Genomic DNA, 23,823 nt, shown 5'->3' with positions numbered 1-23,823 from the left:
TCAGCCACCGCCCGCGTTCAGCAGCGGCTGGTAGACCCGGCGGGCCAGCGTCCCGAACGCCGTCGTCTCGCCCGGCACCGGACGGTCACCCGCGACCGCGGCCTCGAGCTCCATCAGCGCCTCGAGCTCCGGCGCCGGACCGAGGACCCGCTCCCACAGGGGGTCGCGGTCCTTCTTCCACGCGTCGCCCACAGCGAAGCCCTGCTGCCAGTCCGTGCCGCGGTGGCGGTGGACCGCGTACGCCCAGGAGGTCTCGGGACCGAACGGGAGCACGGCAGCCAGCCCGGCGCCCTGGACCGCGACGAGGTCGGCGAGCACCGCCCGCGCGAAGTCCACGGGGACGGGTCCCAGCTCGAAGGCGCCGTTCCGGCCGATGACGACCGCGCGCCAGGACCGCTCGGGACGCGCGAGCGTGAGGGCGAGCAGCTCGACCCAGGCCTGCAGGCGGTGCTTGGCCGAGGGCTTGGAGAAGAGGACCCGTACGGCGGCGTCGCCACGCACGCCGGCCACGCTGCCGCTGACCCGGACGTCGGCGAGGTCGACGACGAGGTCCACGCGCTCGGCGGGCGTGCCGAGCCAGGACGACGCGGAGCCGGCGACGGACGCCACGTCCTCGGACAGCCTGCTGACCAGGCGCTGGCCCAGCGCGCGCGGCGGGACCTCGCCGCGGCGCCACTCGGCGGCCTCGACCACCTCGAGCGGGGCGCCCGCGAGGTGCGCGGCCAGCATGCGGTCGCCGACCGCCCAGCGCTGGAGCCCGTCGAGCTCGACCGGGATCTGCTCGTCGACGCGCTCCTCGCGCTCGTCGAAGAGCTGCGCCCGCGCGCGCAGCAGCGCCCGGACGGGGTGGTGGAAGAAGCGGTAGAGGTCGCCGAGCTCCACGTCCCGCCGCGCCGGCAGCGGGTCGAGGACGAGGGCCCCGTACGGCTGCGGCGCCGGCCCCTGCGGGTCGCGCTCCGCCCGCGCCGCCCGGAGCGCGGCGCGGTCGAAGCTGAACGGCGCGCGGTCGTCCGGGCGGGGCTGGAGCTCCGCCGGGCCGTACGGCTGCAGCGGGTGCCGGGTGGTCAGACGCTGCCGGGCCGACGGCTCGCCCGGGGCGGTCGCGACGGTCCGGTCGAGCGTGTCCAGCAGCGCGTCGACCGGGACCGCCGGCCGGAGCTCGTCGCCGTTGCGGGGGTCGGTGCCGGTGTAGAGGACGACCAGGGTGGACGTCGCGGAGGTGAGGGCGTCCAGCAACAGCTGGCGGTCCTCGCCGCGGGGGTCCGGGTCGCCGACGCGCGGGTCGTCCGCGGTCAGGTCGTCGCCGTCGGGCACGACCCGGCGTGGGAAGACGCCGTCGTCGAGGCCGAGCAGGCAGACCACCCGGTGCGGGACGGCGCGCATCGGCAGCAGCGTCGCGACGGTGAGGGTGCCGGTGCGGAAGTTCGCCCGGCTCGCCCGACCCCGGAACGCGTCGGCCAGCAGCGCCCGCAGCTCGACCAGCGACAGCAGGCTGGTGCGCGCGGCCGGTCCGGCACGGTCCTCGAGGCGGGCCAGCTCGGCGTACGCGTGGGCGTGCTGCCAACGGTCGGCCGGACGGACGTCGGTGAGCAGCTCGACGGCCTCGCGGCAGACGGCGAGCCAGTCCGGCAGGCTCTTCGGGTCGGCGCAGGCGTCCACGAGCCCACGAACCCGCGCGAGCAGCTCGGCGAGCCGGCCCACCAGGTCGACGTCGTCGGAGGCGACGTCGTCGAGCGGCAGCACCGTGCCGATGAACCGCCCCTCGCTCTCGTCCAGCGCCACCCCGAGCAGCAGCCGGTCGAGGCCGGCGGACCAGGTGTTCTGCCCGAACCCCTCCATCCCGTACGCCGCCCGGTGCGGTGCGTCGAGGCCCCAGCGCACGCCGGTCTGGGCCACCAGCTCGTGCAGCCGCTCGAGGTCGTCGTCGCCGAAGCGGAAGCGGGTCGCGACCGGCGGGGCGGCCGCCAGGTCGAGGAGCTCGGAGCGGGTGAGCCGACCGTCGGCGAGGTCGAGGAGGCCGGCGACGACGGCCAGCACCGGGTTGAGCTGGCGCAGCGAGCGGTCCGCCAGCCGCACCCGCAGCCGGTGGCCGGGGTGCTCGGCGCGGGCGCCGCCCGGCTCCGTGGCGGCGTCCGGGTCGAGCCCGAACGCGGCGGCGACGAGCGGGGCGTAGGTCTCCACGTCCGGGCACATCACGACGACGTCGCGCGGCTCGAGCGTGGGGTCGTCCGCGAGGAGGCCGACGAGGACCTCCCGGAGCACCTCGACCTGCCGGTGCGGGCCGGCGCAGGCGTGCAGCTGCACGCTCGTGTCGGCCTCGGCGAGCAGGTGCTCGCTTGTGGGCACGCGGTCGGTCGCCAGGTCGGCCTGCAGCCGGTGCAGCAGCGTGGTCGGCGCCGTCGTCGTGGGCCCCGGCGCGTGGTGGGTGTCCAGCACCGCGACCCCGGCGGCCTCCGCGGCCAGGCGCAGCCGGACCTGCAGCTCGCGGCTGTCACGCCCGAGGTAGGCGAGCAGGGGATGGGCGACCACGTCGTCCACGGGATCGTCGGCGCGCAGCGGCAGGCGCGCACCGGCCGCGAGCGGCACGGCGGCGACGGCGTCCCAGGCGGCGGGGGACGCGTGGGGGAGCCAGAGGTGGACGTCGCGCCGGACGGCGAGGGCGACGAGGACCTGCAGGTGCCGCGGGTCCAGGTGGGTGGCGCCGAAGACCGACAGCCGGGGCGGCAGCGCGTCGGCGGCGTCCGGCGAGAGGTCCTCGTGCCGCAGGCGGTCGACCCCCAGACGCAGGCGCTCCACCGGGTCGGGGCCGCCGATGCGTCCGCGGAGGCGGCGCCAGAGCTCCGGCTGCCAGGCGCGGTCGTCCGGCAGCGGCGACCCGTCCGGGCCCGTGGCGTCCCCGGCCGCCCAGGCGGCCAGCATGGTCGGCCGGTCCGCCGCGTAGCGCGCGAACAGGCCCGCGATGCGGCGGGCCGTGCTCCAGCGCCGCGAACGTCGCGGGTCGGCGCCGTCGCGTCCGTCGCCGACGTCCGGACCGCCCAGGTAGCCGGCCAGCACCCGGCCCCAGGGCTCGTCGACCGCCTCCTCGAGCACGGCGAGGAGCGGCCAGACGGCCCGGGAGGGTGCCCACGGGTCGTCGCCGTGCGCGTCGCCGAGCGCGGTCTGCACGAGGCGGCGGGGCGAGGGGAAGTCGACGCCGGCGCAGATGCCGTCGTCGCCGGTCCCGGTCCCGAGCCGGTGCGCGAGCCGTTGGGCGATCCACCGCTCGACGCCGGGCGTGGGGACGCACACGACCTCGCTGGCGAACGGGTCGTCCAGCGGTGCGGCCAGCACCTCGCCGAGGGCGTCGACGAGGACGTCGGCGCGTTCGGCGCGGTGCAGGTGGAGGCTCATGGCTCCGCCACCTTAGGGCGGCCCACCGACAAGAACGGGTTCGTGCACAGGACGGGACGACGGGTCCCGCCGGGACCTCAGCCTGTGAACAGTTCCAGCAGCTGGCGGGGGTGCTCCAGCAGCACGTCTGCCCCCGCCGCCTCGAGCTCGGCGCGGCTGCCGTAGCCCCACAGCACCCCGACGGTGCGGGTGCCGACGGCCTGCCCGGCCGCGATGTCGGAGCGCCGGTCCCCGATCATCACGGCCTCGGTGGGGTGCACGCCGCCGAGGAGCTCGAGCGTCTGGACGAGGGTCTCGGCCTTGCTCGGGTGATCGTCGGCCAGCCCGTTCACCACGGTGAAGAAGCGCGTCAGCCCGTGCGCGTCGAGGATCGCCTGCGCGACGTCCGTGCGCTTGGCGGTCGCGGTCCCGAGTGGCAGGTGAGCCGCCAGGGTGTCCAGCACCTCGACGACGTCCGCGTACGGGGTCGCCTGGTGCAGGCCCTCGCGGAAGTAGAAGGTCCGGTAGGCCTCGATCGCCTCGGTCAGCCGGCCCGCGGGTACGCCGAGCGCGGGCAGCAGCGTCACGAGCGGCGGCCCGAGGTCGGAGGCGAGGGTCGCGTCGGACGGGGGCACGACGCCCACCGCGGTCAGCGCGTGCCGGAACCCGGCGACGATCCCGTCCGCGGAGTCAAGGACGGTGCCGTCGACGTCGAGGACGAGCGCCCGGACGCCGGACCAGGCCGGCAGCCGGCTCACGCCAGCTTGTCCTGGACCTGCCGCGCGGAGGGGTTGGTCAGGGTCGAGCCGTCCGCGAACCAGACGGTGGGGACGGTCTCGTTGCCGCCGTTGGCCTTCTGGACGAGCGCGGCGCCGTCCGGGACCTCTTCGATGTTCACCTCGTCGTACGCCACGCCGGCCCGGTCGAGCTGCGACTTCAGGCGCTTGCAGTACCCGCACCACGTGGTGGTGAAGATCGTGGGACGGTCGGCGGTCGGTGCGTTCAGCGTGCTCACGTCGGCGTCAACGCCCGGCGTCGCGGCCCCTATTCCGGGCCTGCCTCCGGCGCTCGTCCGGACCGGTCAGAGCAGGCCCTGCACGACGAGGGTGCTGATCGCCAGGGCGCCCACCAGGGCGAGCGCGAGCGCGGCCACCGCCCCGAGCACCCGCTGGCGCGCCGAACGACCGGCCAGGACGGCGACGACCGCGGCCAGCACCAGCAGCACGACCGCCGTCTGCGCCAGGTCGTGGCGGTAGGCGGCGTCGTCCCCGGCGCCCGACAGCCGCGTGAGCCCGAGCCACGCCTCGGCGAGGAGCACCGCGACCGGGGCGGCCGTGCCGAGCGGCCCGCGCCACCGGTGGGAGGACCGGGCCCAGGCGCCCGCGGTGCCGAACCCGACCCCGGCGAGCACCGCGAGGCCCAGCCAGACCAGGGCGGCCCGGTTCGTCATCGTCGACACGTCGTCGCCCAGCGCGAGGACGGCCGTCGCGTAGTAGCCCTCGACCGCGAGGAGCAGGGTCAGCGTCCCCGCGACCGCGGGCCACCAGCGCCCGCGGATGCGGTCGGACCAGCCGACCGCGAAGGCGACGAGGGCCCAGACCGACGGCGAGTTCGCGAGGTTGGCGAAGGGGTAGGGCAGGACGTGCTGGAGCAGGAGGTCGAGCGGCCCGAGCGCCAGGCCGACGACCACGGGCACCAGCACCGACGTCCAGCGCGGGCGCGGGCGCCGGCGAGCCGGTCGCTCGAGGGTCGCGGTCGTGGTCGGGGTCGACGTCCGGGCCGGGAGGGTCTGCACGTGCCTCAGCCTCGGGCGCAGCACCCCGGCGCCGCATCGCCCCGCGGTCTCGGTCGGGGTCGGGGTCGTCGGACCACGGTCGCAGGCGCTGGCTCTAGGGCGTGCCGGCTAGAGCGCGTGCAGCTCGGGCAGTCGGGCGGCGACGGCCTCGACCAGCGCCGGGTCGCCGGCCATCGGGCCGTCGGGGCGGGGCCAGGCCAGGACCACGTCGGTGAACCCCAGCTCCGCCGCTCGGCCCACAGCGTCCACGACCTCCTCGGCCGAGCCGAACCCCGCGGTGCGCGCCTCGAGGTTGAGGTAGCGGGCGAAGCCGCCGGGCGGGGGAGAACCGGCCGCGGACCGTTCCTCGACCAGCTCCGCGAACCGGCCGGCCTTGTCCGCGGCGGCCGCCCACCAGTCCTCGGCGCCCGCGTCCGGCGCGGCGCCCGTGGTCGTGACCCAGGCGGCCCCGCGGTCGAGGGCCAGCCGCATGCCCTTCGGCCCGTTGGCCGCCAGGACGAACGGCGGGTGCGGCCGCTGGACGCAGCCCGGGACCGTCCGGGCGGCGTCGACGGTGTACCAGTCGCCCGACCAGCTCGTACGCGGCTCGGACAGCACCCGGTCCAGCACCTCGACGAACTCGACGAACCGCGCGTGCCGGCGTCCGGGGCTCAACACCTGTTCGCCGAGCATCGTCGCGTCGAACCCGTCCGTCCCGGCCCCGAGCCCGACGTTCAGCCGCCCGTCCGAGAGGTGGTCGAGCGTCATCAGCTCCTTGGCGAAGGGGACCGGGTGGCGGAAGTTCGGCGTGGCCACCCAGGTGCCGATCCGGAGCGTGGTCGTCGACAGTGCCGCCGCGGTCAGGGTGGGCACCGTGGCGAACCAGGGGGAGTCGGCGAGCGAGCGCCAGGCGAGGTGGTCGAAGGTCCACGCGTGGTCGTAGCCGTACGCCTCCACGGCCCGCCAGCGCTCCCGGTCGACCGCCCAGGGGAGCTCCGGCAGCAGCGTGATCCCGACGCGCACGGCGCCTCCCTCCGCGGCCCGGGATCCTCCCGCGGCCCGGAGCAGGCTAGCGGCGCGTGGACGGGTCCTGTCGGTGGCGGCGGCTACCGTGTCCGTCGTGGCTGGAACGGACCCCGAGGAGCTGCTCGCCGGGCTCGATCCCGAGCAGCGCGAGGTCGCGACGACCCTGCGGGGACCCGTCGCCGTCATCGCCGGCGCGGGGACGGGCAAGACCCGCGCCATCACGCACCGGATCGCGTACGGCGTCGCCACCGGGGTCTACCGCCCGACCTCCGTGCTGGCCGTCACCTTCACCACCCGGGCCGCGGGGGAGCTGCGCGGCCGGCTCCAGCAGCTCGGCGCGCACGGCGTCCAGGCGCGCACCTTCCACTCCGCGGCGCTGCGCCAGCTGCAGTACTTCTGGCCGCGCGCGTACGGCAGCGAGGTCCCGTCGGTCCTCGACAACCGCATGTCGCTCGTGGCGGAGTCCGCCGGCCGGCTCCGGGTCCGCGTCGACACCGCCCGGCTGCGCGACCTCGTCTCCGAGATCGGCTGGGCCAAGGTCAGCAACGTCCGGCCCGAGGACTACGCGCGGCTGGCGCAGCAGCACAACCGCAGCGTCGCGACGATCGACCCGGAGACGGTCGCGCGGATCTTCACCGGCTACGAGGAGGCCAAGCGCGACCGCGGCCGGATCGACTTCGAGGACATCCTGCTCTGCACGGCGGCCCTCATCTCCGACCACCCGGACGTCGCGGAGCAGGTCCGGCGCACCTACCGCCACCTCGTCGTCGACGAGTACCAGGACGTCAGCCCGCTGCAGGAGGCGCTGCTGACGCTGTGGCGCGGTGACAGCCAGGAGATCTGCGTCGTCGGCGACCCGGCCCAGACCATCCACTCCTTCGCCGGCGCCCAGCCGACCTTCCTGACCGGCTTCGCACGCCGCTTCCCGGGCGCGAGCGTGGTCAAGCTGGTCCGCGACTACCGCTCGACCCCGCAGGTCGTCGGCTGTGCCAACGCCGTCATGGCGGTGGCCGGGGCGTCGTCGCTCAAGCTCGTGGCCCAGCGCCCGGACGGCCCGCAGGTGAGCTTCGCCGAGGCCGCCGACGAGGCGTCCGAGGCGTCCGGCGTCGCCGACTGGGTCGAGGCGCAGCACGCGGCCGGGGTCGACTACCGCGACCTGGCCGTGCTCTACCGGATCAACGCCCAGTCGCCCCCGCTGGAGCAGGCGCTGGCCGACCGCGGCATCCCGTACCTCGTCCGCAGCGGCGAGCGCTTCTACGAGCGGCCCGAGGTGCGCCAGACGCTGGTGACCCTGCGGACCCAGCTGCGGGCCGCCGAGTCGGAGGGCGGTTCCGCCCTCGACCAGTTCAAGGCGCTGCTCGGCGCGCTCGGCTGGACCGAGCGTCCGCCCGAGGGCGCGGGTGCCGTGCGGGAGCGCTGGGAGTCGCTCGCGGCGCTGCTCAGCGTGGCCGAGGACCTCGCCGCCGCACGGACGGTGCAGGGCGTGCCGTTGACGCTCGCCGAGGTGTCGGCCGAGCTCGACCGGCGGGCCGAGGCCCAGCACGTCCCGGTCGCGCAGGGCGTGACCGTCTCGACGCTGCACTCGGCCAAGGGGCTGGAGTGGCAGGGCGTCGCGCTGCTCGGCGTGCACGAGGGCTCGCTGCCCTTCGTCCTCGCGACCACCCCCGAGCAGGTCGCCGAGGAGCGACGCCTGCTCTACGTCGGCATGACCCGGGCGATGAGCCTGCTGCGCGTGTCCTGGTCGCGCACCCGCAACGGCGGGGGCAACGTGCGCAAGCCGTCCCGGTTCCTCGACCCGGTGCTGCCCGCCTCGCAGCGGACGGCCGGCAGCGGCGTCGGGTCGAGCTCGGCCGCCCGCAAGGCGCGGGGCCGCGGCGTGGTGCTGTCGGTGCACTGCCGCTCCTGCGGCCGCGGGCTGAACGACGCCGCGGAGCGCAAGCTCGGCCGCCACCACGACTGCCCGGCGACGTTCGACGAGGGGACGCTGGACCTGCTGCGCGAGTGGCGCCGCCAGGAGGCGGCGTCGGAGAGCCTGCCCGCCTACTGCGTGTTCACCGACGCCACGCTCGTCGCGATCGCCGAGGCGCGGCCGCGCAGCGACCTCGACCTGTTCAAGATCCAGGGGCTCGGCAAGGTCAAGGTCGACAAGTACGGCGAGGCGGTCCTGTCCGTCCTGGCCGCCGCCGCGGAACGGGTCGACGCGGCCTCCTGAACCGGCCTGGCGAGACCACCGGGAAAGTTCCGCGGAACTCGCCCGTTAATTCCGTTGCGGCTCTCGGCGGCCGCCCTCTACTGTGAATCTCGACCTCGAGAGACGCCACGACGCGCCTTCCGGGATCACGCAGGAACACCGCCCGCACCCCAGGAAGGGGGAACGCCTGATGTCCAGCCTCATCGACATCCCGGCCGCGCTCGTCGCGTCGCCGCGTCCGTGCGCCCCCGTCGCTGGTGCGCGCCTGCACGCGGATGACGCCCAGCCCCGCCTCCGGAACCGCTTCGCGATGTCCGTCGCCCAGATGACGTGGCGTGACATGAACGGCTCCACGGCGCGGGGCATCGAGACCGCCGCCAAGCAGGGGAACCAGGACGGGCGCACCGCCTTCGCCGGCGCCGCGTACGTCACCAAGCACCACTTCTCGACCCGTTCGGGACCATCGACCTCCAGACCGCCGGCCTAACCAGCGCCGACAGCCTCCAGGCCGTGACTCCCAGAACACCGGGACTCACGGCCTTCGTGTTTCTCGGCCCGCCGGAGCAGCCGCTCCGCAAGCAAGGAAGGCCGACATGAGCTTCGCAGGAGGACTCTCGGCGCTCGTCACCTCGCCCGCCGGCGTGGCGCTCGCCGAGCTGCCCTGCCGGAGAAACGACCCGGAGCTGTTCTTCGCCGAGTCGCCCGCCGACGTGGAGACGGCGAAGGCGCTCTGCGTCGACTGCCCGATCCGGACCGAGTGCCTCGCCGGGGCGCTCGACCGTCGGGAGCCCTGGGGCGTCTGGGGTGGGGAGCTGTTCATCGCCGGTGTCGTGGTCGCCCGCAAGCGGCCGCGCGGCCGGCCCCGCAAGAACCCGGTGGAGCCGGTCGCTCCCGCCGTGCCCGCCCGCAGGGGCGAGGTGGCGGCGTGAGCACCGGGCTGCCGGGCGAGGACTCCGGCCTGAGCCTGGGCGTACGGCTCTTCCACGTCGTACGCCTCTGGCTCGGGGCCGCCCTGTCGCCGGAGGACGAGTGAGTCGGGGCATCAGCTGAGGGCGGCGGACCGAGGTCCGCCGCCCTCACGCGTTCCGGGCCTCCGGCGCTCGAACCTCTGCCTGTAGGCCCGCGGGCACCCGACTCACACGAATCGCCTGCGGCCGCGGCGTGGACGTGAGACTTTCTGTGCTCCCCGAAAGAAGGAGCACCCCCATGCGCACCCCCTTCCGTGTCCTGCCGGCCCTGGTCGCCACGGCCTGCCTGGGCGTCGCCACGCTGACCCCGGTCACCGCGTTCGCCGGCGGCCACGGTTCCGACGACGACCATCAGGCCCTCACCCTCGTGGGCGACGTGGCCTTCGGCTCCGCGACCTCCGGCTCGGTCACCGTCCGGTACCGCTGCGAGAGCCCCGATGCGGACGACCGGAGGACCGCCGGCACGCTCGAGGTGAGCCTGCAGCCGTCGGAGGACGACGCCACCCCGATCGCCCAGGGGCAGGTCCCGGTCACCTGCGACGACGACGATGACGACTCGGCGTCGGTCGTGGTCCCGCTGACCGCCACCGTCGCCGAGGTGCTCGCGGGGCCGGCCTTCCTCACGGCCTCCTTCGGGGCCGGCGACGGGCTGGAGCAGGCGGTGACCGTCGTGCGGACCGACCTGGCCCCGCCGGTCTCGTCCGTGGCTCCCGTCACGCTGACCGTCCACGCGTCGCCGGGGTCGGTCAAGGAGGGCAAGAAGATCACCGTCAAGGGCACCCTCAAGCGGGACGGCAAGCGGCTCAGGGCGGACGCGGTCCTGGAGTTCGCGCCGGACGGCACCGGCGCGTTCAGCGCCGTCAGGACCGTGCGCAGCAGCCGTTCGGGCAAGCTCTCGACCTCGGTGAAGGCGACCACCTCGGGCACCTTCCGGTTCAGCCGCGCCGCAGACGCGACGACCGCTGCGGGCGTCTCCGCCGGCGACCACGTCGTGGTGAAGCCGAAGCACCCGGTCAAGCCCCGGAAGTTCGCCGACTGCACGGCCCTGGTCGCGGTCTACCCGCACGGCGTGGGCAAGCCCGGTGCCGAGGACGAGGGCAGTGAGGTCGTCACGTTCACCCGGGACTCCAAGGCGTACGGGATGAACAAGAAGCTCGATGCGGACAAGGACGACATCGCCTGCGAGGTCTGAGCCGGTCCTGGTCAGGGCACGGTCTCGGGGGCGCGGGGGCTCGGGCGCGCGGGAGCGGACGGGCGGAGCTGATGGAGGCCACGCGCTCCAGCGGCGCCCGAGCTCCGCTCGTCTCCTCTAGTCCTCGTAGCCGGGCAGGAGCTCGCGCAGGACGGCGTTGAACGGGGCCCGGGCGTTCAGCTGGGCGAGGACGGCGAGGCCGCCGAGCCAGACCCGGTGGATCAGCAGGTACTCGGGCGGCAGGTTGATCTTCATGGCCACGCCGTTGTTGGCGCGGACGTCGCGGACGCGGACGAACTGCTCGCGCATCCAGTCGCGGGTGAACTCGAACTCGGGCACCGCCGCGGGCTCGACGAACGGGGCGAGGTAGTCGAGGACGTCCTGCGCGTCGACGTCGCTCACGATGAAGCCCTCGGTCCGCAGCTGCTCTGCGGTGCGGGCCGCGTCGCCGTTCTCCGCGACGCGGAGGATCCGGCCCATCGCGGGCGGCAGGCCGTCGGGGAAGCGCGCCACCAGCCCGAAGTCGATGATCCCGAGCCGGCCGTCCGGCAGCATCTTGAAGTTGCCGGGGTGCGGGTCGGCGTGCAGCAGCCCGACCCGGGCGGGCGCGGCGAACAGGAACCGGACGTACGCCAGCCCCATCCGGTTGCGCTCCTCCTGGGAGAGCTCGAAGGCGGTGTTCAGCGAGCGCCCCTCGACCCACTCCGAGACCATCACCCGCTGCGTCGACGCGAGGACGCCGGGCACGACGAACTCGGGGTCGCCGGCGAAGCCCGCGGCCGCCTGGGCCTGGGCCGCGGCCTCGAGCGTGTAGTCGAGCTCTTCGCTGACGCGCTCGGTCAGCTCGTCGACGAGCGGCTGGATGTCCATGCCGCCGGCGAGGGGCGAGATGACCTTGGACATCCGGCCGATCTGGCGCAGGTCGGAGCGCAATGCCTCGTCGGCGCCCGGGTACTGCACCTTGACCGCCACCTGCCGGCCGTCGGCCCAGACGGCGCGGTGCACCTGGCCGATGGACGCGGCGGCAGCGGGCTGCGCGGAGAAGGAGGAGAAGCTGTCGCGCCAGCGCGGCCCCAGCTCGCGGGCCAGCACGGCGTGCACGCGCGACGTCGGCATCGGCGGCGCGGAGTCCTGCAGGCGCGCGAGCTGCTGGCGGTAGGGACCGGCGACGTCGTCGGGGAGCACGGCCTCGAAGAGGCTCAGCGCCTGCCCGAACTTCATCGCCCCGCCCTTGAGCTCGCCCAGCACCTTGAACAGCTGCTCCGCCGCCTTCTGCTGGAGCTGCTCGCTCACCTGCTCGGCGGGTGCGCCGCCGAGCCGGCGACCCAGCCCGAGGGCCGAGCGTCCGGCGAAGCCGAGGGGCAGCGAGGCGAGCCGGGCGCTGCGGCGGAAACCGCCGCGCGCGATCCGGTCGTCGCTCTGGTGGCGCTTGCCGTCGGCCTGGGGGTCGTCCCGGTCGGGCCGGGGGCGACGCGTCCCGCGTGCGCGCTCGGGCACCGCGGAGGAGTCGTCGGGCATGGGTCCCATTCTGGTCGGTGCCACCAACCCGTCAGGCGGGGCCGGGCCCGGCGGCCGCGGGAGCGCCCCCGTCGCGGCAGGGGCACTCCGGGTGCACGGCCCACGGGCGGAGGCGCAGCGTGTGCCGGTCGGTCCCGAGCTCGAGCGTGTGCCCGAGCGTCTCGGCGGCGCTCCCGCCCACGTACGCGAGCGTCTGCACGACGGCGGTGACCGTGGCCCAGGCGAGCAGGGTCGGCGCGGGCTGCACCGGCAGCCGGACGAGCTGCTCGAGCAGCCAGGGCCAGCGGGCGTCGGCGTCGCGCCGGGCCAGGTCGGCGCAGCGGACGCAGGAGGTCGTGCCGGGCACGACGAGGGGACCGACCACGGCCTCGTCGCCGCTGCTGCGCAGCAGCAGGTGCGGGGCGCCCGCCTCCCGCAGCACGTCGGTCACCAGCCGGTCGGGCTCGGGCCCGTCCGCCGCCACCACGGTGAGCGCGACGGCGTCGCCCTCGGGGTGGACGAAGTGGCGGCTCCGGCGCACCCGGACGTCGGGCGCGGCGCCCTCGAGGCCTGCGGCGAGCAGGTCCAGCCGGTCGGGGTCGGTCCGGCGCCGGCAGGCGCGGCCCCGCACGGGAGCGGCCGGGGGCTCGACGCGTCCCGGGAGGTCGGCGAGGTAGAGGGTGCGGAACCCCGCCGCGACCAGCGCGTACGCGGTCTGCGCGCCGAGCGGACCGGCGCCGACCAGGCGGACGGCGCCGACAGGGGCGGGGGACGGGGACCGGAGGAGACCGGCGGCGGCCAGGGCACCGACGAGGTCGGGCACGGAACGGCGGGGGAGGTCGTGCTGCCGGGCGGTCAGCTCCAGCCGCTCGGGGGCGACGCCCGCGGCGAGCGCCCGGACGAGGGGGCGGAAGTTCTCGGGGACCACGACGGAGGGCTCGACGCCGACCTGCAGCTCGGTGGCGCTGCGGCGCAGGAGCACGGCGTGCGGGACCAGGCGGAGCCCGGGCTCTCCGCTGCCGTCCATCCGCCCAGTCTGCGGTCCGTGCGGGCGTCGGGGACGACCGTCCACAGGGCCGTCCCGGGCCGGGAACGACGACGTCCGCCGGCCCGAGGGGCGCGGCGGACGTCGGGGTCGGATCAGGCCTTGCCGAGGATCCGGTTGAGGTTGGTGCCGCACACGGGGCACTTCGCCTTGGCCATGCGGGTGCCCTTGTCGTTCACGTGGACGTCGCCCGTGGCCTCGCGCTTCTCCTTGCACTTCACGCAGTAGAACTCGCCGCTGTACGTCTCGGTCTCGGCCATGTCTTCTCCTCGTTCGACGGTGGACGACTCTCGTCATCGTTGCCCGGCTGAGCCTGGGGCCAGCCTGGGCGGACCCGGTCAGCGTAGCGGCAGGGCCGGGTGGAAGGCCCGTGACGCCACGCCGTGCCCCGCTCCCGCACGGGTCGGAGCCGGTGCGACGGCGGCCCGGGCAGCACGAGGCCCCCGCCGCCCAGGGCCTGCCCGCCTTCCCCTGCGAGCCACCCGGACGAGACGAGGGCCTCGTGGCGACGAACGCTAGGCCCGCCCCGACGGACCCGTCAAACCCCCGACCCCGCGCGCTGTCCACTGCCTGTGGACAACCATGTGGACGACGTGTGGCTTCAGGGTGGACGGTGCTCCGGCACCGGGGTGTCCCCGGCCGTTGGCCGGTTGTTCACCTGTGGAAACCACTGCGCGCAGTGGTCCGGCGTCCCTCGTCCCCGCCCTTTCTCGCCAGCCGAGACCGGCGCCGTCCGACCGGGCGCGGGCGAAGATGGGGCGGTGAGCGACGCAGCGGGCCCGACGGGTACCCCGGCCCCCGTGGTCGAGGTGCGGCGCAGCCGGCGCCGCAAGCGCACGGTGACCGCGTACCGGGAGGGGCAGACCGTCGTGGTCCTGGTGCCCGCCTCGATGTCGCGCGCCGACGAGCGTCGCCACGTCGACGCGCTGGTCGCCCGGCTGCTCGCCCGGGAGGCCCGCGACCAGGCACCGACGGGCGACGACGCGCTCGTGGCCCGGGCCCGTGAGCTGGGCCGTCGCTACCTGGCGCCGCAGGTCGGCGGGAAGGCGCCTGTCCCGGCCCGGGTGACGTGGGTCGGCAACCAGCGGCGCCGCTGGGGCTCCTGCACCCCGGCCGACGGGACCATCCGGCTGTCCGACCGCCTGCGGCCGATGCCCGCGTACGTGCGCGACTACGTCCTGCTGCACGAGCTCGTGCACCTCGTCGAGGCCAACCACACGCCGCGCTTCCACGCGCTCGTCGGGGCCTACCCGGACGCGGAGCGGGCGCGCGGCTACCTCGATGGCTACGCCGACGCCGCGCGGCTCGAGGTCGCTCCCGACCTGGACGACGACGAGGGCGACGACGAGGGGCCGGACCGGTGAGCGGGGCCGAGGGGCGTCGTCGTCTGGTGCTCGTGCTCGCCCGGTACGACGCGACGGGCGCGGCGCCGCCCGGCGTGGACGCGGACGCCTTCGCCCGCGCCTGTCTCGCCGACACCTACGAGGTGACCGCCGACCTGGAGGGGGCGCGGTCCGGCCTGGTCGGTCCGGCGTCGCTGGACGAGCTCCTCTGGCCCGGTGCGGTGCGCCTGGACGACACGGGCCTGGACGACCTGCTCGCAGCGTGCGCCGAGCTGGCCGACGAGGTCGTGCTCGTGCCGGCCGACGCGCCCGACCTGCCCGGGCTGGTGCTGGCCAAGCAGCTCAAGGTGCTGCACCGGGCCGACGTCGCGGTCGCTCCCGAGCGGGGCGGGCCCGGCTGCGTCGCGCTCGGGTTCCGGCTGCCCGTCGCCGCCTGGCTCCCGCTCGCCGACCTCGACCTGGACGTCGACCCGCGGGCGGCCCTCCGGGCGGCGGCCCCGGCGGACGCCGTGGTGGAGTCGACGCCGGACTGGCACCGCCTGCGCGGCGCGACCGCGGTGCACCGGCTCGACCCGGCCCTCGAGGGCTGGGAGGAGACCCGCGCCCTGCTGTCCGGCCGGTGACCGGCGACCGGGGTGAGAAGGGTCGCCGTCAGGCCGTGACCACGGTGCGTGCGCGCCGGGTGCTCGTCCCGGCCACGACCAGGGCCACGACGTTCGCGAGGACGACCAGGCCGATGCCGGTCCAGGCGTGCAGCGCGAGCACCTGCCCCAGCACGACCAGCCCGACGACCGCGGCGAGGGCCGGGTTGATGCTCATGAACACCCCGAAGAAGCGCGTGGAGACCCTCCGCAGCGAGATCAGGTCGGCCGCGTACGGGATCGCGGAGCAGAGCAGCCCGACGGCCACGCAGCACAGCAGGGGGAAGCCGACGAGCCTGCCGTGCAGCGCGAGCAGGATGACGACGGGCAGGTAGCCGAGCGCGGAGAGCGTGGTGGCTGCCGCGGTCGCCTGCAGGCCGGGCAGCCGCCGCCCGACCATCCGGTTGAGGACGATGTAGGCGGCCCAGCACGCCGCGGCGAGCAGCGCCAGGCCCACGCCCAGCCAGTCGGTCGCGGGGCCGGGCAGCACCAGGACGTAGACGCCGACCCCGGCCACGACGGCGCAGACCAGGTCGGTGGCCGTCCGCGAGCCGACCAGCGCGACGGCCAGCGGCCCGAGGAACTCGAGCGTGGCGGCCAGGCCGAGGTCGATCCGGCTGAACGCGGTGTAGAGGCTGAGGTTCATGGTCGCGAAGACCAGCGCGAGCAGCAGCGTCGGCCACCACTGCGCCCAGGTGAAGCGGCGGAAGGGCGGTCGCGCGATCGGCAGCAGCACGGCTGCGGCCACGAGCTGGCGGACGGCGACGACGCCGGGGACGCCGACGGAGGCGTACGCGAGGGTGCCGACGGCGGCGCCCAGCTGGGCGGACGCGGCGCTGCCGGTCATGGTCAGGGTCCCGCGCAGGAGGCCGGAGCCGTTCCCGGCGGGCGTGGGCGGCACGATCAGCTCGGGCTCGAGCGAGGTCACCCCTGGAGTCTCCGAGGGTCACCGCGGGGACGGGAAATGCAGTGCGCCGCCGATCTATACGCTTCTCGCATGGCGATCGACCTGCGGCAGCTGCGCGCGCTGGTCGCCGTGGTCGACGAGGGCACGTTCACCGACGCGGCCATCGCGCTGGGCACGTCCCAGGCGTCGGTGTCCCGGGCCGTCGCCGCGCTCGAGGTCACTCTCGGCACCCGCGTCCTGAAGCGCACCACCCGGCACGTCGCGACCACGGCCGTCGGCGCCCGGGTCCTCGAGCACGCACGTCAGGCGCTCGACGCCGTCGCCGCGCTCGAACGGGTCGCCGCGCACACCGACGCCGAGCTGCGGGTGGGCTACGCCTGGTCCGCCCTCGGCGAGCACACCGCGCCCGTCCAGCGTCGCTGGGCGGCCGCGCACCCCGGTCGCGAGCTCGTCTTCGTGGGCTCGAACACCCCGACCGCCGGCCTCGCGGAGGGCCTGGCCGACGTCGCCGTGCTGCGGCGACCGCTCGCGGACCCGCGCTTCGTGGTGCGCGAGGTCGGCAGCGAGGAGCGCTACGCCGTCCTGCCGAGCACGGACCCGCTGGCGCGGCGGCGCTCGGTGACGCTCGCCGACTTCGTCGGCCGCACCCTCGGCGTGGACCCGCGGACTGGCACGACGGGGGAGCACCTGTGGCCCGCCGGCGCGGCGCCCCGCGCCTACCGGGAGGTCCACGGCGTCGAGGACCTGCTCAACCACGTGGTCGCCGACCAGGCCGTCGGCATGACGTCGGCGGCTACCACGCGCCAGCACCAGCGGCCCGGTGTCGTCTACCGGCGGGTCCGGGACGCGCCGCCGGTCACCGTCGCCCTGGCCTGGTGGCGCGAGGACCCCCCGGCCGACGTCGACTCGGTGGTCAGCGCCGTCCGGGAGGCGTACGCCACGTCCTAGCGGGAGGGGCCGGAGCCGGGCTCGCCGTCCGTGCCCGGGTCCTGGGGCTCCGGCTCTCCGGGCCCACCGGACTCCGGTCCGGGGCGGTCGGCCTCGTCGAGCAGCTCGGCCAGCGCCGCGTCGAAGTCCTCGTCGCCGCTCTCCTGCGTCGCGCTGCCCGCCCGGGCGAAGCCCAGCGGGTCGTCGAGGTCCGCGGAGGTCGGCACGAGGTCGGGGTGGCTCCAGACCGCGTCGCGGCCCTCGGCCCCACGGGCGTCGCGCACGGCGGCCCAGAGGTTCGCCGCGTCGCGCAGGCGGCGCGGGCGCAGCTCCAGGCCGACGAGGGTCGCGAACGTCGCCTCGGCCGGTCCGCCGGTGGCCCGGCGACGCCGGACGGTCTCCGCGAGCGGCACCGCGGCCGGCATCCACCTCGCGGTCGCCTCGGTGACGACGTCGTCGACCCACCCCTCGACGAGCGCGAGCATGGTCTCGAGGCGCTGCAGCGTGGCCAGCTGCTCGGGGGTCTTCTGCGGCTCGAAGAGCCCGCCCTCGAGCTTGGCGCCGATCTCCTCGAGGTTGGACGGGTCCATGCCGGACACGGCCTCCTCGAGCGCGGAGGTGTCGATGGTGATGCCGGCGGCGTACTGCTCGACCAGCACCAGCAGCTGCGAGCGCAGCCAGGAGGCGGAGGAGAACAGCCGCTGCCGCGCGCACTCGCGCAGCGTGAGGTAGAGGGTGACGTCCGTCGCGGACTGCTCCAGGCCCTCGCCGAAGGCGGCGACGTTCGTGGGCAGCAGCGCGACCTGGGGGTCGTCGGTGAGCGGGAGCCCGATGTCGGTCGTGCTGACGACCTCGCCGGAGAGCTGACCGAGGCCCTGGCCGAGCTGCAGGCCGAACATGCTCGCGCCGGAGCTGCGCAGCATCGGCCGCAGCATCTCCGCCATGCCGGCCATGCCCGGGATCTGGGACTGGTCGTCGCCCTCGGTCGTGAGGGCGCCCGCCATCGCGTCGGCGATGTGGCTCGCCACCGGCTCCACGAGGCGGCGCCAGGTGGGCATCGTGCGCTCGATCCACTCCGCGCGGCTCCAGGCCGTGGGACGTCCGGAGACGCGGGGGAAGTCCGTGGCCGCGTCGAGCCAGACCTCGGCGATCTCGACCGCGTCGGTGACCGCGCGCACCTGCGCGGTCGAGGGGGTCGGGTCGGGACCGAGGGCCGCGGCGCTCTTGCGCGCGGTGTCCTTGGTGACCTCCCAGTTCACGCCCGAGGCCGAGTCGGACCCGGCGCCGAACATGCCGCCCCCCGCACCGCCGAGCATCGCGAACGCGCTCTGCAGCTGGGCGGCCAGGGCGTTGGTGTCGCCGCTGGCGAGGGAGGCGAACAGCGCCTCCAGCGGGTTGGACGGGTCTCCGCCGCCCGAGGGGGCCGCGCCGCCGCCGAGCCCGCCGAAGCCGGCACCGCCCGAGCCGGAGCCCCCGGAACCGAAGCCGCCGGAGCCGAAGCCCCCGGAACCGCCGCCCGGACCGACCGACCCGGAACCCGAGCCGCCGAGCCGGTAGCCGCCCGAGCCGGATCCCGAGCCCGAGCCCGAGCCGGAGCCCGTGCCCTGACCGGATCCGCCGGCTCCCGGCTGGGTCGCCGGGGGCTCGCCCTGCTCGTCGTCCGGACGCTCGTCCCGGTCCTGGGTCATGGGGTCTCCTGGGGTCGCCTGGCCGCGGTCCGGCCGCGCTGCCGTGCCCTCCACGGTACGCGGAGAGGCCGCCGCCGACCCCGGGCGACGGTCGTGCGATCGCTGTGGGCGTAGCCCGGCGCCGGAAGCGACGTGGGCGCAGCCCCGACGGCTAAGGTCGACCCATGCCCGAGCCCGTGCCCGCCGGCTCCGTGGTGCGCGAGGCGAGCACCAGCGCGGAGCCCCTCAGCGTCGACCGGCTCCTCGCCCGCGTCCGTGACCCGCGCGTCGGCGGCGTCGCCCTGTTCGTCGGGGTCGTCCGCGACCACGACCACGGGGACGCCGTGACCAGCCTCGACTACACCGCCCACCCGACCGCGGCCGCGGCGCTCGCCACCTGCGCCGAGCGGACGGCGGCGGCGTACGACGTCCTGGCGATCGCCGTGTCCCACCGCACGGGTCACCTCGAGGTCGGTGACCTGGCCGTGGTCGTCGCAGTCGGGGCCGTGCACCGGCAGCCGGCCCTGGAGGCCTGCCGCCACCTGATCGACACGCTCAAGGAGCAGGTGCCGATCTGGAAGGAGCAGGCCCTCACCGACGGCACGTCGGAGTGGGTCGGCCTGGGCGACGGGCCCGACGCGTGAGGCGGAGCTCGATCACCCGGCAGACCGTGACGGCCTTCGCGGCCGCGGCCGCGTTCGTCGCCCTGTCGGTGCTCGTGGCGGTGCTGCCGGTGCCGTACGTGACGTGGTCGCCGGGCCAGGCCCGCGAGGTGCTCGGCGAGGGCGCGGAGCCGATCATCTCGATCGCCGACGCGCAGACCTACCCGACGACCGGCGAGCTGGACATGACTGTCGTCTCGACGACGACCGCCGACTCCCGGCTGAGCCTGCCGCAGGCGCTGGTCGCCTACTGGCGCCCCGAGCACGACGCGCTGCCGCGCGAGGCGATCTACCCGCCGGGCAAGTCGGTGCAGGACGTGGAGAACGACGACGCCGAGATGATGGTCGACGCGCAGGACGACGCCGTCGTCGCGGCCCTCCGCGCCGCCGGCCAGCGCGTCGAGCAGCTGCCGGCGGTCGCCTCGGTCACCGTCGGGAGCCCGGCGCAGAAGCGGCTGCGGGCGGGGGACCTGATCGTGTCCGTCGGTGGCACCGCGACGCCGACGATCGAGGAGGTCCAGGCGGCGGTCCGGCGGGCGCGGGCCAACGAGCCGCTCGACTTCGTGGTGCTGCGGGACAAGGTGCGGACCGACGTGCGCGTGGTGCCGGCCGAGCAGGCCTCCGGCGCCGGCGTGCAGATCGGCATCACCATCGGCAGCGGCTACTCCTACAAGGCCCGGATCTCCTACGACCTCGGCCAGAAGATCGGCGGCCCGAGCGCGGGCCTGGTCTTCGCGCTGGCCATCTTCGACAAGACGACCCCGGGCGACCTCTTCGCCGGCCAGCACGTCGCGGGCACCGGGACCATCGACCCCGAGGGCACCGTGGGCGGCATCGGCGGGATCCAGGAGAAGATCGCGGGGGCCGAGGAGACGGGGGCCACCACGTTCCTCGTGCCGGCCCCGAACTGCGGCGACCTCGCCGGCGTCCGCACCTCGATGCGGCTGGTCAAGGTGACCGCCCTCGGCGACGCCATCAGCTCGGTCCGCGCGCTCGGCGCGTCCGGGGCCGCGGCGCAGGTGCCCACGTGCTGAACCACCCGCCGGCCGCCGTGCCGGACCCGCTGGACGAGAAGAGGCTGGTGCCGTGAGCGAGACCGTGACGGTGGGGGAGCAGGACCGCCGCGAGGCGCTGCTGGCCGCCCTCGTCGAGCTGGAGCACCACGTGGCCGAGGGCGGCTGGGACGCCCCGGCGCGCCTGTTCGCGCTCGTGGAGACCGACGCGCTCGCGGCGGCCGAGCCCGAGCTGGCCCGGGCGCTGCAGCTGCGGACGACGGCCGACGGCGCCTCGCCGGGCGCGCTGACCGCGATCGAGCAGGACACGTTCGCCCCGTCGGACGACCTGCTGTCCGACCTCGCGCAGATCGAGTGGCCCGACGAGGTCTTCGGCGCGGCGGTCGCGACGGTACGTACCTTCCTGCCGTCGTCGGTCGAGGTCGAGCTGCCGGAGGACCCGGCCGAGGCCGCGGCCCTGGTGGCCGGGCACCCGTCCGCCGAGGAGATCCGGGTCGTCGTGGGCGTCGACCGCAGCGGCGCGCAGCACGGCGTGGCCCGGCTCCGGACGCAGCCGGAGGAGCTCCTGGCCGGCACCGACCTCGTGCCGGGGCTGGCCACAGCCTTGGCGCATACCCTTGGCTGACCCGTACGGGTCGCGCGCTTCGACAGCTCCCGGCACGTGGTGGTCCCAGACGGTGCACGTGGCGATGAGGAGATGAACGGTTGAGTAGCGTGCGGGCAGCAGGTCGACGTCGGGGCGCCATCCTGCCCACGTTGGTCATCGTGGCTGTCCTCCTGGTCGCGTTCGCCCTCTTCACGAACGTCTGGACCGCGCGGCTCTGGTACCGCTCGTTCGACTTCGGCTCCGTCTTCAGCACGGTGCTGCTGACCCGCGTCAGCCTGTTCCTCGTCTTCGGGCTGGTGATGGCCGGCCTCGTCGCCGCCAACGCCGCCCTGGCCTACCGGCTGCGCCCGCGGTTCCGGCCGCAGGGGCCGACCAGCCCGCTGCTGGAGCGTTACCGCGAGATCGTCGAGACGCGCTTCATCTGGGTGATGATCGGCATCGGCGTGGTGGTCGGGCTGTTCGCCGGCGCCGCGGCCAGCGGGCAGACGCTGACCTTCCTCGCCTGGAGCAAGCGCACCCCCTTCGGCGTCACCGACCCGCAGTACGGCCTCGACGTCTCGTTCTTCGTCTTCTCCTACCCGTGGTGGCGCTTCGTCCTGTCCTTCGCGTTCACCGCGCTGACGGTCAGCGTCATCGCCGCCGCGGTCATGCACTACGTGATGGGGGCCGTGCGGTTCAGCGGACCGCGCCGCGGCGGCACGACGCCCGCCCAGGCGCACCTGTCGGTCCTCGTCGGCCTGACGCTGCTCGTCCGCGGGGTCAGCTACTGGTTCGACCAGTACGGCCTGGAGGTCACCAAGACCTCCCAGCTGTTCACCGGCATCTCGTACACGTCCGACCACGCGACCGCGAACGCCAAGCTGATCCTCGCGATCGCCGCCGGCATCGTGGCGCTGCTCTTCCTGGCCAACGCCGTGCTGAAGCGCTGGGTCGTCCCCACCGCCGGCCTGGTGCTGCTGGTCCTGTCGGCGATCGTGCTCGGCTACGTCTACCCCGGCGCCGTGCAGTACTTCTCGGTGCGTCCCAGCGAGGAGCTGCGCGAGCGCTCCTACATCCAGCAGAACATCGACGCGACCCGCGCGGCGTACGGGGTGGCGAACTCCGAGGTCACCGACTACTCCGCGACGACGACGGCCAGCGCCGGGCAGCTGCGCTCCGACGCCGAGGCGCTGCCGGGCATCCGCCTGGTCGACCCGAGCGTGGTCTCGCCGACGTACGAGCAGCTGCAGCAGGTCCGTGGCTACTACCAGTTCCCGAAGATCCTCGACGTCGACCGCTACACGATCGACGGCCAGGAGACCGACGCCGTCGTCGCCGTGCGCGAGATGAACCTCGACGGCGTCGAGGGCAAGAACTGGAACAACCTCAAGACCGTCTACACCCACGGCCTCGGCCTCGTGTCCGCGTACGGCAACCGCGCGCAGGGCAACGGCGAGCCGCAGTGGATCACCGAGGGCATCCCGCCCACGGGCGCGATCGCGGAGCACGAGCCGCGCATCTACTTCGGCGAGCTGCAGGGCGTCCGTCCCGACGAGTACTCGATCGTCGGCGCCGAGCCGGGCGCCGCCCCGGTCGAGCTCGACACCCCGGGCGGACCGAACTACACCTACACCGGCAAGGGCGGCGTCTCGATCGGCAGCCTGTGGCACAAGGTGCTCTACGCCGCGAAGTTCGCCGACATCAACATCCTGCTGTCGGACCGCGTGAACCCGGCGTCGAAGATCATCTACGACCGCACCCCGCGCGAGCGCGTGCAGCAGGCCGCTCCGTGGCTGAAGGTGGACGGGGACGCCTACCCGGCCGTCGTCCAGGGCCGGATCGTCTGGGTCGTCGACGGCTACACGACGTCGAACAGCTACCCCAACTCCGAGCGCATCAACCTGAACGCCACGACGTCGGACAGCCAGACGTCGGCGCCGGGCACCCAGGTCGTCGCGCAGCCGGGCGACGACATCAACTACATGCGCAACTCGGTCAAGGCCGTGGTCGACGCCTACGACGGCACGGTCAAGCTCTACGCCTGGGACGAGTCCGACCCGGTGCTGCAGACGTGGCGCAAGGTCTTCGGCAGCGTCATCCAGCCCAAGAGCGCCATCCCGGCCGACCTGCTCGCGCACCTGCGCTACCCGCAGGACTTCTTCAAGGTGCAGCGCCAGATCCTGGCCCGCTACCACCAGACCGACCCCGGCACCTGGTACCGGCAGTCGAGCCTGTGGGAGATCCCGCGCGACCCGGTCAACGCCGCGTCGACGAACTCGGTCGAGCAGCCCTTCTACCTGTCGGTGAAGTGGCCGGGCGACCCGAACGCGATCTTCTCGCTGACCACGGCGTACGTGCCCAACGGCCGCTCGAACCTCGCCGCCTACATGGCCGTGAACGCCGACGCGGCGAGCCCGGACTACGGCAAGATCCGCATCCTGCAGATGTCGGACACGACCCAGATCGACGGTCCCGGGCAGTCGTTCAACGCGATCACGACGAACGAGACGGTGAGCGCCGCGCTGCGGAACTTCACCGCGCAGGGCAGCTCGCAGGCCTCGTTCGGCAACCTGCTCACCCTGCCCCTGGGCGGCGGTCTGCTCTACGCCATGCCGATCTACGCGCAGCGGCCGGGCGCCACGGGCTCCTACCCGGTGCTCCGCTTCGTCGCGGTCCGCTTCGGGCAGTCCGTGGGCTTCGGCACCTCGCTGCAGGCGGCGCTGGACCAGGTCTTCAAGGGCAACGCCGGCGTCGACACCGACGAGGGCCAGGGCACCACGCCCACGCCCACGGGCGAGGCGGACAACGAGGCGGCCGTGGCCGCGCTCGACGACGCCTCGACCGCGTACGCCGACGCCCAGACGGCCCTCAAGGCCGGCAACCTGGGGGAGTACCAGAACAAGATCAACCAGATGCAGGACGACCTGACCAAGGCTCAGCGGGCCCTCGGGCGCTGACCCTGAAGCAGACGTAGACGCAACGACGGCGCGGCCCCGGTGATCCGGGGCCGCGCCG

At 74.9% G+C, this 23,823-nt stretch carries 21 protein-coding genes; 11 read left to right on the top strand and 10 right to left on the bottom strand.

Features of this window, described 5'->3' with window-relative positions:
• From recC to ABD665_RS04690, 5 genes are all read right to left on the bottom strand, one after another.
• Positions 1-3,390: an exodeoxyribonuclease V subunit gamma gene (recC, locus tag ABD665_RS04710; protein ID WP_204912003.1), complete on the bottom strand. Its 3,390-nt coding sequence runs from the start codon at positions 3,388-3,390 to the stop codon at positions 1-3.
• Positions 3,391-3,467: 77 nt separating this feature from the next.
• A complete protein-coding gene (locus ABD665_RS04705) occupies positions 3,468-4,127 on the bottom strand; it encodes an HAD hydrolase-like protein (protein ID WP_204912004.1) in 660 nt (219 codons plus the stop codon).
• Entirely contained in the window at positions 4,124-4,384 is a 261-nt protein-coding gene (locus ABD665_RS04700) for a mycoredoxin (protein ID WP_344741231.1), read from the bottom strand. Before ABD665_RS04700 ends, ABD665_RS04705 begins: the two co-directional genes overlap by 4 nt.
• A 66-nt stretch (positions 4,385-4,450) precedes the next feature.
• Positions 4,451-5,164, bottom strand: coding sequence for a DUF6518 family protein (locus ABD665_RS04695; protein WP_204912005.1), 714 nt, complete (start codon positions 5,162-5,164; stop codon positions 4,451-4,453).
• 108 nt (positions 5,165-5,272) lie between these two features.
• Positions 5,273-6,166, bottom strand: a complete 894-nt coding sequence (locus tag ABD665_RS04690) for an LLM class flavin-dependent oxidoreductase (RefSeq protein ID WP_204912006.1) — start codon at positions 6,164-6,166, stop codon at positions 5,273-5,275.
• A gap of 97 nt (positions 6,167-6,263) precedes the next feature.
• Here ABD665_RS04690 and ABD665_RS04685 point away from each other — a divergent pair, with 97 nt between their 5' ends.
• The 4 genes from ABD665_RS04685 (at position 6,264) to ABD665_RS04670 (ending at position 10,520) form a co-directional block, all read left to right on the top strand.
• A complete protein-coding gene (locus tag ABD665_RS04685; protein WP_344741229.1) occupies positions 6,264-8,381 on the top strand; it encodes an ATP-dependent DNA helicase UvrD2 in 2,118 nt (705 codons plus the stop codon).
• Between the two features lie 169 nt (positions 8,382-8,550).
• Positions 8,551-8,847 carry a hypothetical protein gene (locus tag ABD665_RS04680; RefSeq protein WP_204912007.1) on the top strand — a complete coding sequence of 99 codons (297 nt, stop codon included), beginning with the start codon at positions 8,551-8,553 and terminating at the stop codon, positions 8,845-8,847.
• A gap of 106 nt (positions 8,848-8,953) precedes the next feature.
• Positions 8,954-9,289 (top strand): WhiB family transcriptional regulator, encoded by a 336-nt coding sequence (locus ABD665_RS04675; protein WP_204912008.1) that lies wholly within the window; start codon positions 8,954-8,956, stop codon positions 9,287-9,289.
• A 277-nt stretch (positions 9,290-9,566) separates the two neighbouring features.
• Positions 9,567-10,520 carry an excalibur calcium-binding domain-containing protein gene (locus ABD665_RS04670; RefSeq protein ID WP_204912009.1) on the top strand — a complete coding sequence of 318 codons (954 nt, stop codon included), beginning with the start codon at positions 9,567-9,569 and terminating at the stop codon, positions 10,518-10,520.
• 117 nt (positions 10,521-10,637) lie between these two features.
• On the opposite strand, the gene ABD665_RS04665 is transcribed toward ABD665_RS04670, so the two are convergent.
• The 3 genes from ABD665_RS04665 to ABD665_RS04655 all read right to left on the bottom strand — a co-directional run bounded on the left by ABD665_RS04665 (position 10,638) and on the right by ABD665_RS04655 (position 13,322).
• Positions 10,638-12,038, bottom strand: coding sequence for an AarF/UbiB family protein (locus ABD665_RS04665; protein ID WP_204912010.1), 1,401 nt, complete (start codon positions 12,036-12,038; stop codon positions 10,638-10,640).
• Positions 12,039-12,069: 31 nt separating this feature from the next.
• Complete coding sequence (locus ABD665_RS04660) at positions 12,070-13,044, bottom strand: TOMM precursor leader peptide-binding protein (protein WP_204912011.1); 975 nt, start codon at positions 13,042-13,044, stop codon at positions 12,070-12,072.
• A gap of 113 nt (positions 13,045-13,157) precedes the next feature.
• Entirely contained in the window at positions 13,158-13,322 is a 165-nt protein-coding gene (locus ABD665_RS04655; protein ID WP_183338921.1) for a DUF5679 domain-containing protein, read from the bottom strand.
• A gap of 501 nt (positions 13,323-13,823) precedes the next feature.
• Between ABD665_RS04655 and ABD665_RS04650 the strand changes: the two genes are divergently transcribed.
• Together ABD665_RS04650 and ABD665_RS04645 are read left to right on the top strand one after the other, a co-directional pair.
• Positions 13,824-14,426 carry a M48 metallopeptidase family protein gene (locus ABD665_RS04650; protein WP_344741220.1) on the top strand — a complete coding sequence of 201 codons (603 nt, stop codon included), beginning with the start codon at positions 13,824-13,826 and terminating at the stop codon, positions 14,424-14,426.
• Positions 14,423-15,028: a glycosyltransferase family protein gene (locus ABD665_RS04645; protein ID WP_204912012.1), complete on the top strand. Its 606-nt coding sequence runs from the start codon at positions 14,423-14,425 to the stop codon at positions 15,026-15,028. Before ABD665_RS04650 ends, ABD665_RS04645 begins: the two co-directional genes overlap by 4 nt.
• Before the next feature lie 28 nt (positions 15,029-15,056).
• On the opposite strand, the gene ABD665_RS04640 is transcribed toward ABD665_RS04645, so the two are convergent.
• A complete protein-coding gene (locus tag ABD665_RS04640; protein WP_344741217.1) occupies positions 15,057-15,974 on the bottom strand; it encodes an EamA family transporter in 918 nt (305 codons plus the stop codon).
• A 69-nt stretch (positions 15,975-16,043) separates the two neighbouring features.
• On the opposite strand from ABD665_RS04640, the gene ABD665_RS04635 reads away from it, so the two are divergent.
• The gene (locus ABD665_RS04635; RefSeq protein ID WP_204912013.1) at positions 16,044-16,901 is read left to right on the top strand and encodes a LysR substrate-binding domain-containing protein; all 858 of its coding nucleotides are present in this window, start codon (positions 16,044-16,046) and stop codon (positions 16,899-16,901) included.
• Here the strand turns inward: ABD665_RS04635 and ABD665_RS04630 are convergent.
• Positions 16,898-18,568, bottom strand: coding sequence for a zinc-dependent metalloprotease (locus ABD665_RS04630; protein ID WP_204912014.1), 1,671 nt, complete (start codon positions 18,566-18,568; stop codon positions 16,898-16,900). The genes ABD665_RS04635 and ABD665_RS04630 overlap by 4 nt on opposite strands.
• A gap of 164 nt (positions 18,569-18,732) precedes the next feature.
• Here ABD665_RS04630 and ABD665_RS04625 point away from each other — a divergent pair, with 164 nt between their 5' ends.
• From ABD665_RS04625 to ABD665_RS04610, 4 genes are all read left to right on the top strand, one after another.
• Positions 18,733-19,191 carry a molybdenum cofactor biosynthesis protein MoaE gene (locus ABD665_RS04625; protein WP_204912015.1) on the top strand — a complete coding sequence of 153 codons (459 nt, stop codon included), beginning with the start codon at positions 18,733-18,735 and terminating at the stop codon, positions 19,189-19,191.
• Positions 19,188-20,243, top strand: coding sequence for a S16 family serine protease (locus tag ABD665_RS04620; protein ID WP_204912016.1), 1,056 nt, complete (start codon positions 19,188-19,190; stop codon positions 20,241-20,243). The genes ABD665_RS04625 and ABD665_RS04620 overlap by 4 nt, the downstream gene beginning before the upstream one ends.
• Positions 20,244-20,295: 52 nt before the next feature.
• Positions 20,296-20,847: a PPA1309 family protein gene (locus tag ABD665_RS04615; RefSeq protein WP_344741214.1), complete on the top strand. Its 552-nt coding sequence runs from the start codon at positions 20,296-20,298 to the stop codon at positions 20,845-20,847.
• Between the two features lie 89 nt (positions 20,848-20,936).
• A complete protein-coding gene (locus ABD665_RS04610) occupies positions 20,937-23,765 on the top strand; it encodes a UPF0182 family membrane protein (RefSeq protein WP_344741212.1) in 2,829 nt (942 codons plus the stop codon).
• The last annotated feature ends 58 nt before the right edge of the window (positions 23,766-23,823 follow it).

The organism is Microlunatus spumicola, assembly GCF_039536445.1.
GTDB lineage: Bacteria > Actinomycetota > Actinomycetes > Propionibacteriales > Propionibacteriaceae > Microlunatus > Microlunatus spumicola.
This window is presented reverse-complemented; position numbering and strand designations above follow the sequence as displayed.

Bases quoted from the DNA above. Each gene is read 5' to 3' on its own strand.
- recC (WP_204912003.1), bottom strand. From the start codon at position 3,390: ATGAGCCTCCACCTGCACCGCGCCGAACGCGCCGACGTCCTCGTCGAC.
- ABD665_RS04680 (WP_204912007.1), top strand. From the start codon at position 8,551: ATGTCCAGCCTCATCGACATCCCGGCCGCGCTCGTCGCGTCGCCGCGT.
- ABD665_RS04675 (WP_204912008.1), top strand. From the start codon at position 8,954: ATGAGCTTCGCAGGAGGACTCTCGGCGCTCGTCACCTCGCCCGCCGGC.
- ABD665_RS04670 (WP_204912009.1), top strand. From the start codon at position 9,567: ATGCGCACCCCCTTCCGTGTCCTGCCGGCCCTGGTCGCCACGGCCTGC.
- ABD665_RS04665 (WP_204912010.1), bottom strand. From the start codon at position 12,038: ATGCCCGACGACTCCTCCGCGGTGCCCGAGCGCGCACGCGGGACGCGT.
- ABD665_RS04660 (WP_204912011.1), bottom strand. From the start codon at position 13,044: ATGGACGGCAGCGGAGAGCCCGGGCTCCGCCTGGTCCCGCACGCCGTG.
- ABD665_RS04655 (WP_183338921.1), bottom strand. From the start codon at position 13,322: ATGGCCGAGACCGAGACGTACAGCGGCGAGTTCTACTGCGTGAAGTGC.
- ABD665_RS04635 (WP_204912013.1), top strand. From the start codon at position 16,044: ATGGCGATCGACCTGCGGCAGCTGCGCGCGCTGGTCGCCGTGGTCGAC.
- ABD665_RS04630 (WP_204912014.1), bottom strand. From the start codon at position 18,568: ATGACCCAGGACCGGGACGAGCGTCCGGACGACGAGCAGGGCGAGCCC.
- ABD665_RS04625 (WP_204912015.1), top strand. From the start codon at position 18,733: ATGCCCGAGCCCGTGCCCGCCGGCTCCGTGGTGCGCGAGGCGAGCACC.